The organism is Nocardioides sp. R-C-SC26 (assembly GCF_021246465.1).
Lineage (GTDB): Bacteria > Actinomycetota > Actinomycetes > Propionibacteriales > Nocardioidaceae > Nocardioides.
Genome location: NZ_JAHRHK010000096.1, coordinates 1 through 306 on the forward strand (window position 1 = coordinate 1; position 306 = coordinate 306).

Annotated in this window: 1 pseudogene; it reads right to left on the reverse strand. The window is 65.7% G+C overall.

Annotation, left to right across the window (positions count from 1 at the left end):
- Window positions 1-82: 82 nt before the first annotated feature.
- A pseudogene (locus KSO97_RS17590) lies at window positions 83-306 on the reverse strand (virulence factor Mce); the annotation flags it as partial.

The following is a 306-nucleotide window of genomic DNA, read 5'->3' on the forward strand; positions in this document are numbered from 1 at the left end:
GTCACGCCCGACGGCACCCGCGTCAAGGTCGTGATGTCCTACGACGCCGACGTCAAGGTGCCGAGCACGGCCGAGGCCGTGATCATCTCGCCGTCGAGCCGAAGAGCTCTTCCTTGTTGTCGTCCAACGTCTCGCTGAGCCGGCTGAAGTTCTTCAGTGTCTCGTTGACCTTCTCGCCCTGGCCGCCGAAGTTCTTCGCGGTCTGCTGCAGCAGGTCGGCCAGGGCGCCATCGGCGTTGGCGCCGTCAGGGCCGAGCGCGACCGTCAGCCGATCGATGCTGGAGTAGATCTCGTCGAGCTCGAGCG